5 protein-coding genes are annotated in these 8,508 nt (G+C 56.7%); 1 reads left to right on the top strand and 4 read right to left on the bottom strand.

The genetic code is table 11. The features are described from left to right. From QM579_RS01705 to QM579_RS01695, 3 genes are all read right to left on the bottom strand, one after another. Positions 1 to 956: FeoB small GTPase domain-containing protein (locus tag QM579_RS01705; protein WP_414997502.1), on the bottom strand; the 956-nt coding region annotated here is incomplete at its 3' end. 11 nt (positions 957 to 967) lie between these two features. Beyond that, complete coding sequence (locus QM579_RS01700; protein ID WP_414997501.1) at positions 968 to 2,041, bottom strand: DUF6796 family protein; 1,074 nt, start codon at positions 2,039 to 2,041, stop codon at positions 968 to 970. 129 nt (positions 2,042 to 2,170) lie between these two features. Continuing rightward, positions 2,171 to 4,198: a TonB-dependent receptor gene (locus QM579_RS01695; protein WP_414997500.1), complete on the bottom strand. Its 2,028-nt coding sequence runs from the start codon at positions 4,196 to 4,198 to the stop codon at positions 2,171 to 2,173. 375 nt (positions 4,199 to 4,573) lie between these two features. On the opposite strand from QM579_RS01695, the gene QM579_RS01690 reads away from it, so the two are divergent. Further along, entirely contained in the window at positions 4,574 to 5,428 is an 855-nt protein-coding gene (locus tag QM579_RS01690; RefSeq protein ID WP_414997499.1) for a helix-turn-helix domain-containing protein, read from the top strand. A 111-nt stretch (positions 5,429 to 5,539) separates the two neighbouring features. Here the strand turns inward: QM579_RS01690 and QM579_RS01685 are convergent, their stop codons facing one another. After that, positions 5,540 to 8,353 (bottom strand): tetratricopeptide repeat protein, encoded by a 2,814-nt coding sequence (locus tag QM579_RS01685; RefSeq protein WP_414997498.1) that lies wholly within the window; start codon positions 8,351 to 8,353, stop codon positions 5,540 to 5,542. Positions 8,354 to 8,508 lie beyond the last annotated feature (155 nt).

Raw genomic sequence — 8,508 nt, 5'->3', positions numbered from 1 at the left:
CTGACCAAAGCCTGTACACTGTCGCGTCCCACAAGTTTTTCCAGCCATGCCTGCCGTGCCTCGCAGAATTGATGGCGATGCTCTTCAGAGCACAAAGTGTTTAAAACAGCATGGTAATCCTCACCCTGCGCATGGCTCGCCCCCTCGGCATTTTGCCCGGCAGAGCATCTGCTTTGTATACCGCCAGCATCCATAGCACGGCCATGCTTGCAGCTTGCACCGTGCGCCTTTGCCAGAAACTCGGCACCTTCTGCTGCATAACCGGAACCCGAGTTACCTTCTCCATTCGGGTTGAGCGCGCTTCCGCCCAAGGCCTGCCAAAGCAGGGACAAAGCCCGCCCATCCGCTATTCCTTGTGAGATCAGGCTATCCCTGACTTGAAATACCTCACGCCGCAACGGCGCAGGCAATAATTTGAACACAGCTTCTGGTACACGGCCAGGGGCAGAAGGCCGCCGCAATGCCTGCCCAATGGCTTCACGCAATGGTTCCACACCATTTTTGCGCACGGCGGAAAGCAATACCACTGGCACGCCAAAGCCAGCAGCCACAGTTGAGACATCCATACTCACACCATTGCTGGCGGCCATATCCGCCATATTGAGCGCCAGTATAATGGGCCGCCCGAGGGCAAGCACGTCCAGGGCGTAGGCCAGGGTGCGCTCCGGACTGACAGCACTGGCCACTACCACGGTGACGTCCGGTGAACTGCCAAGCAGATACTCTACAGCGATACTTTCTTCCGGCGACTGGGCATGCAGGCTGTAACTGCCGGGCAGGTCAACCACATTGTAGCCACCCTGCTGTGCGGGAGCTTTGCCCTGCTTTTTTTCCACAGTCTTTCCCGGCCAGTTGCCCACCTCTTGATGCATGCCCGTAAGCGCACTGAAAATAGTGGATTTTCCCGTATTGGGCTGCCCCGCCACGGCCACCCACATATCACCCAGATCAGTCATCGTCGCCTGCCTCATTTCTGCCCGCCGTTCGCCTTATCCGCGTATTTTGTAGTTTGGTTCACGGCTATATGACGGGCAAAATCCCGCCCAACAGCAATGAAGGTGCCGCAACATTCCAGCACAAGAACCTTGCCCGTGCGCAGTACCCGCACGGCACATCCGGGTATGAGCCCCAAAGCCGCGAGGCGCTGCTTGACCGGGCCGGAACAATTCACCCCGCAGACCGCGGCAATACCGCCGGCAGGCACCTCCGCCAGTTGCGATTGTGCCTGCCGCGACGCATCAAGGCTGGCTGACAACACCCCAATATCCTCATTCTTTTCAGTATGGCACAAAGTTGCCGCACAATCCGGCATGGCCGCGCCCCGCGCTCTTGCCTGCCTGAGGCACACACCAAAGAAAATGAGAAACAGAAGGTTGTTCCAGCCGCCTCCCACAAGCGTCGTCAACGGTGACGGCAAATGGCTGAAAATCATTCCAGACAGAATAAGCGGCAGCGGTGAAAACAGAACTGTGTATTTTCTGTACAGGGTTTTACCGCCAAGCACGGCATAGATGAAAAGCAGGCTGGCCAAAGCCATTGGCAGCACTGCCCCCATAGTCAGGGCATTTATGTAATTTGAGGCACAGGACGCTTCTTGAGGACTGCCAGCCGCCGCATAGGCCAGGTGCGGATAGTGGCTGTGGTACGCACCGCCATATATCATAGCCAGACAGAACAACCCCATAATGGCCCAGCGCAAAAAGGGATGTTCCCGCCGCACCATAGCCGTTACGCCGTAGAATCCGGCGGCATAGAAAAATCCTGCCAGCGGCCCCAGGCCCCCGCCCAGCATAAGACGGAGCGGAGAGCCCGCGGCCACCTCCTGCATGACGGCAGTCACGCCTTCGGGCGAAATGTCGGTATTGGACAGCCTGCCGAAAAGCAACATATCGCCCGCGTACATGAGCAAGGCTCCGAACATCCCTGCATACAAAGCGCGGGTGGCCCACGCATGGCCGCCGGAGCGGGGAGCGGGAACGGCAGGCGACTGGCGCTCATCGGCTTGGCCCCCGGCAGGTATTCTTTCTCTTGAATCGGTCATAGCTTGTCCTTATGCCGTTCTGACTGATTTTCCTTTGTGGCCGGCCATACAACCGCACGCACGAGGCCCCCACGCATGACAGATGCAGGCCCGGCCAGTCAGATAAAGATGGGTGCCCCGGAGGCGGAGCTAGAAGGTATACCCGCACTGCACGCCGACAACGAGGGGTTCACCCGCACGCTTTGCTCCGCTGAAGGCCGTAGTGGCATACCGCTCGTCCAGCAGGTTTCTGCCGTACAGATAGACGTCCCAGTTGTCCTTCTCATAACCGATCTTGGCGTTAAGCAGCATATAGGCGTTCTGTTTGAGAGAGTTGTCTTCCACAAGGTACTTGCGGCCGCTAATGCTGCTGTCCACGCCCGCATAAAAGCCAAACTCCGTGCGGAACACGGTGCCGAAGCCAACGGTATAGGCATTAGTAAAGGGCAGTTTTTTTCCTGAAAGGTCTGTGGTGGCGTCTTTGCGAAATTCGTCAAATTCATACTGAAACATGTAGCCAAGGCTGGCGAACACTTCCCAACCCGGCATGATCAAGGCCCGGGCCTCTAGCTCCATGCCGCTGGAATGCGCGCGGCCCGCGTTCATTTTCTGATAGGGATTGAACATACCTTCAGTGCTTTCAATATCCACCTGCATGTTGTCCCAGTCGATGTAGAACAGGGCAGCGTTAAGCTCCAGACGGTTTCCCAGCAGCCTGCCCTTATAGCCCACTTCGTAAGTTGTCGTATATTCCGGGTCAACGGCGTGCTCCACCAGTGGCACTTCAACCATGACATTGTTGAAATCGCCAGACTTGAAGCCTCTGGCAACAGAGCCATACACGCGCTGCTTTTCGGCAAACAGCCGGGCTATACTGGCTGAAGGCGACAGGGCCAGCCAGTCCTTGCTCATATCAAGCTTGCCCGTGGGCACATAATCAAGGTTGGTTTTGTTTTTCCAATCCAGCGTCTTGCGCTCGTAGTCAAAGCGCACCGCGCCCGTAAGCTCGATAGACGGAAAAAGGCGGTAGACAATCTGCCCGAAAGAAGAACCAATGTAGCTGTTTACTGTGGAGTTTTGCTGCGCGTGGTCACCGGGGCTCATGCCATTGGCAGCGGCGTCATCGCCGAAAAGGATGTTGGTCTTGGTGTCAATGCGTTCCCAAAGGCCAAACAGGCCGAACATCCATTTGAACTCGTCGCTGCCGCCGTTGAAGCGCAGTTCCTGACTGAGGGTATTGAAATCCTCGTCATAGGTGGAATACATGATGTCAAAGCGGCTGAAATCCCAGTCCTGAAGGTAGTTATAGTTGGAACGGCTGTAGTTGGATATGGAGGTTACGTTTACAGAACCGAAGTCCTTCTCCCATGTAAGGGTGGGCGACAGCAGATAGCCGTCGTTATGGCCGCGCCTGTTGTTTTCAGTATTCAGGGTTACATCACCATTGGCAGGCCCGTAACTGTCGAAGGCTGACTCGTATTTGTCGGCGTACATGCCAAGGGTAAGTTTACTTTTGTCGTCAGCCTGAAGAAGAACCTTGCCGCGCGCGGTGAACTGCTCGTTATTATTGGTGTCGTTCTTGTCGTAATATTCGTTGTGAAAGTAACCGTCCGAACGCTTGTAGGCCACGGCCATACGGTAAGAGGCCACGTCATTTATGGGGCTGCCCGCAGCTGCCCGTGCTTTCAGCGTATTGAAGCTTTCGTAGTTGAGCGTGACGTTGCCGTTGGCACTGCTGCCGGGGTCCTTGGTGATGATGTTGACGGCCCCGGCATGAGTATTGCGCCCGTAAAGAGCGCCTTGGCTGCCGCGCAGAAATTCCACGCGGTCCACATCCAGAAACGTATCCAGCCCCACATAGGGTATGGCTACGCCGTCCATATTGATGTTCCACACCTTGTTCATATTGGCCATGCCGCCGATGCCGCGAAAGACTACCTGGGTGCTGTACGTGTCAATTTTTGAAATGCCGATATTGGGGGCCAGAGCGCTCAGGCCTTCCAGATTGTCCACACCGCTGTCCTGCATGGTCTTGCTGTCAACAACGCTGATGTTCGAGGGCACGTCCTGCTTGTCTGTTCTGAATTTTTGCGCGCTGACCACTACGGAATCAAGCTGAATGGGCTCTTCCTCCGAAGCAAAGACCTTGTTGTTCCCCAGATGAGCCAACAAAATCATCGCAAGTATACCCAGCCGGCCTATTATAAAAATTCTTCTCATTTCTCGCCCCCATTGCACATTTTCTGAGATGTTATGTCGCTCGCCGATCCCCTTTCGGCGACACATCTTGGTAAGCCGCAAGCAAAATCAAATCTTCCCCGTCAGGAATAAATTTTGCTCACTCAGGCGAGAAAAAATGGAAAAACAGCCGGAATATTCAGGCCTGCTGCGGAAAATGCAGGATTGACACGCAATAGAAAATGAATTTTAATTTCATATAGCTTCAATAATTGATCACTGGAGACAATGATGCAGCGCTCATCATGCGCCAGCCAAGCGCGCCCTGTGCAGCAGCTTCCACTGCCCCAATGCGGCCTCTGGGATATGCAAATAATGCCGGGAATTACACTGAATATTATGGATTTTAAGCCCGATGAAGAAATTTCTATTGATACAGGCCTGCGTGGCGACAGCCTGGAATTTGCCTTTGTATTGAGTGGTGAAGCCGAATACAGGGCCAATGCTGCTGGAAAACCCTGCAAGCTGGGAGCAGGGCCGGATACAGGCATTGCCTTTTACATGCCGGGCAGCCAGGGCATTTTTTCCATATGCAAAAAGCAGCCTGTGCAGATGCTGGGGCTCAGCCTTGAAGCCCAGTGCCTGAGAAATCTTATGGGTCTTGAAAAAGCCGCGCCCTTGCACAAAGCCCTGCCAACCAACCAGAACAACCGCCTCAATCCCACGTTGCGCATGTTGGTTTCGCAGTTTTTCTCCTGCCGCAAAAGCGGCGTGTCGCTGGAGCTTTATCTTCAGGGCAAAGCGCTGCAACTGCTGTCTGAGGTAATCGACGAAATAGGGCGCGAGGGCTTGCAGTCACGAAGCAGAGCCTGCCCCCTCAATACTGGCGACATTGAACGCATCCGCCGGGCACGGCACCTGCTATGCGCCCACATGACGGCCCCTCCCTCCTTGCCGGATCTGGCCGCCAAAGTGGGAATGAACGTCAACAAGCTCAAGGCGGGTTTTCAGCGCCTGTATGATATGGCCCCTTACCGCTGCCTGCATGAAGACCGCATGCACAAGGCTGGCCAGCTGCTGGAGGCTGGGGACATGAATGTGAGCGAGGTTGCCTGGGCCGTGGGCTACACCAATGTGGGACATTTTGGCGCGGCTTTTTCCAAGTTCTTTGGCGTCAAACCAAAATCTTACCAGATGGACGCACACAGAAAGCTCGATCTGCGTGTTTAAGAATCTGCCGCAGCTTCCAGCGGCATTACCTGCAAACAACAAAAAAGAAATAACGAAAAGGGGCGGCACAAGCCGCCCCTTTTCGTTAAAAACACCAACCTACGCTGCAACTCAGCCCAGTACGGCTCTGGCTTCAGCCAGCCGGGCTTCGTCTTCCCGGTCAAGAGCGCGCAAAGCGCGAGCCAGGGTCTGCCAGGCTTCGGGCCTGTCGTGCAGACCTGCGCTCTTGCGGGCCAGCAATTCGGCCATAGCGGGGTCTTCATTACCGTCAAGATAGATATTGGCCAGCAGCAGCATGGATGCAGGGTCCTGCGGATTCCGCAGCAAGGCCTCATGCAGCAGTTCACGTGCCTCGCCGCCCTTGCGCTGCCGGGCTGCCACTCGGGCCAGATGCCGCCGGGCGACGCCGGGCCGCCCGGGAGTGGCGTCCTCAATGGCGGCGGCCAGTTCATAATAGCGGCGGGCTTCTGCCCTTCTGCCGCCCTGCTCGCACAACTGCCCCAGACGGATATGGGCAAAAAGATGGTCAGGAGCCACCTTAACGCACTGGCGGTAGTAGCGGGCGGCGGCGCGGCGTTCTCCCAGGCTTTGGCAGACATTGCCAAGATTATAGTAAATCTGCTTGGCTGCCCCGTCGTCCGGCTTGTGCCGCAGAGCCTCAAGAAAATGTCTTCTCGCCTCATGCCCGCGCCCCAGTGCCGCCATACATACGCCAAGAGAATTCCAGGCCATAACATTGGTTTCGTCGGCCAGCAGCGAAAGCTTGTACTCTTCTAGCGCGCCAAAAACATCGCCAAGGCTGTAGCGGCGGTCAGCGCTGATATTAAGGGCCAGCGAACTGCATTGTCCCACCCTGGGATGAGGCAGAAGGAGGGCGTATTCCAAGGCTTTGAGGGCGCAGTCAGGCATTTCGGCCTTGCGGTATTGCAGGAAGGGAAAGGCCGCCAACCCCGCCGCCGCGTCAATACCCTCATCTTTCAGGGCAGTGCACAAGGCTTCGTACAGGGTTGTCGCATTCTGCGGTTCAACGCCTGGATGGAAAAATATCAGGCTGTTGCTGCCATAAAGCCCGGCCAGGGGCGCAGCTCCCGCTTCACTCAAACCTTTCTTGCGCAACAGTTTCTCCCACAGGTGCAGAGCTGTTGCCGCGTTTGAACTGGAGGCACCTTCCATACGAACAATGGCAAGCACGAAACGCGCGTAACGCTCACTTTCCTGCGCAAAACGGTTGAGGAAATCACCGTGCCCGCAAAGAGCCATTGACTCGGCTTGCGCCGTTTTTCCGGCATGAACAGCAGGGGTGGACTCAGGCTGAAAACTGCCCGTTGTGCGCTTTTCGTCTTCGTCAGGGAGCACGGGCCCATCGGTTGGCAGCCTGGTGCTGTCCTCCGGCAAAGGCGTTTTGGTTTCAGGCAGATCCGGCGCATGCGCGGCGGCTTCCCCCTGCGAAGGGGAGCCCGCTTTTTGCTGCAATGCCGCAGTGGGCGATGTGGAAAGAAAATCCTGCGCTCCCGGAAAACTCAACGCCGGGTCGTGACCGTCAAGGTCGGGGCTGAGCACCGGACTTTGACCAAGAAGGGCCAGACTGTCGCCGGGTGCAGGCAGAAATGTTGTGTCTGCCAAGTGCAAAATTTCAGCAATGGAGTCTTTGTCGCCCACGCGCAGCAGTACGATTTCACCCTTATGGCGCGCCTTTGGTCCCGGGGCAGCGCTCCACACCGCAAAACGCATACCCTCGCGGGCTTTGGCCTGCCGCCCCAGACTGATGCGCATGCGGCCCACTGGCAGGGTTTCCAGCACAAGACCGCCTTCTTGCAGAATGCGGGCAAAAGGCATTATCCGCCCTTCGCCGGAGCGATTGCCAGCTACGCCCGTGGCAGTTTGACCCGCTACGTCCGCCGCCAGCCGTGCTCTGGCCATAAGCAGGCGGGCCTGTTCATACATGCCGAGCCTCATTTCTGGACCCTGCATGTCCTGTGGATACAAGGCATGCCCCGCGCACAGGCGGAGTGCTGTGGGCTGCTTCGTCAACGTCGATACAGGGCGCAAGGCTTCCATACGGGCCAGAACAGACCGGGCAAGCTTGTGGCATGCGCCGCGCCCACTGGCTGAAAGCAGAAGAGCTATTTCGTGCGAACCCACTCGCGCAGCCAGCACATCTGAGGGCAGAACAGCCCGGCAGGCATCGGCAAGCTGGCTCATGACATTTTCGCCAAAGGCAAAGCCATGCCGCCGCACCATGCCCGGCCCGTTGCCCAGCCGCAACAGCACAATCCCCATACACATTCGGTACATAGGGATTGCAAGACCTTCCGGCGCGGAAGGTTCTTCAAGATGCGCGCGCACTCTTTCGGCTTCGCCTTCCATACGGGCAAAAAGGCTTTCTTCCGTGGCCAGCGCAGTAACGGCATCAGTGCGTGCCGCCTTGGCACGGGCAAGATTTTCCAGACACAAAGAGGCAAGAGCTGGCAGCACTTTCAGAAGGGGACGCACCTCACGCGCACGCACGCCGTGCAGCATGACCATGCCGAGCAGGCGGTCACGCCAGAGCAGGGGCAAAAGCAACCTGCGTTCACGCGCCAGCAACTGCGGTTCATCCTGGGCATGATCCCGGGGAAAATAGAGCGCGTGCCCGCTAAAACTCAAAAAGGCTGACAGCTGACGGCATAGCAGCCCTTCCATTTCTATAAGGTCTTCGCGGGCAAGCTCCTGTATATAACGCAGTTCTGACCACGCCCGCTCATTACCGCTTTCACCGCGCATCGGCACTTCCCAGAAGGACCCGGCTCTTCCCGCCCATTCCGGACGGGCAGCTTCGCCAGACGGTTCGCCCTGAACGGCTGCGCCGGACTGCGCATTCCGCGTATCATGACTTTTGCCCTTGTGGTCCACTCTGGCATTTTTCCGTGTCGTGTGCTGGGTCATGTCCTAAAGTCCTTCTCTGGTCTTAAAATCCTGTTTCATCGCGGCAGTGTAGTGTGCTGGTAAAAGCTTGTCTAGAAAATATCTTGAAAAACTGCCGCGCAGGGTTCCAGAGAACCTATGGAATACTTGCCCATCGAAAATTAAGAGGATAGTAT

The organism is Desulfovibrio sp. (assembly GCF_047607245.1).
GTDB lineage: Bacteria > Desulfobacterota > Desulfovibrionia > Desulfovibrionales > Desulfovibrionaceae > Desulfovibrio.
The sequence above is the reverse complement of the archived record's forward strand: the minus strand, read 5'-3'. Positions and strand labels throughout refer to the sequence as shown.

Excerpts from the sequence above, each read along its gene's own strand:
- QM579_RS01700 (WP_414997501.1), bottom strand. The coding sequence starts at position 2,041 with ATGACCGATTCAAGAGAAAGAATACCTGCCGGGGGCCAAGCCGATGAG.
- QM579_RS01695 (WP_414997500.1), bottom strand. The coding sequence starts at position 4,198 with ATGATTTTGTTGGCTCATCTGGGGAACAACAAGGTCTTTGCTTCGGAG.
- QM579_RS01690 (WP_414997499.1), top strand. The coding sequence starts at position 4,574 with ATGCCGGGAATTACACTGAATATTATGGATTTTAAGCCCGATGAAGAA.
- QM579_RS01685 (WP_414997498.1), bottom strand. The coding sequence starts at position 8,353 with ATGACCCAGCACACGACACGGAAAAATGCCAGAGTGGACCACAAGGGC.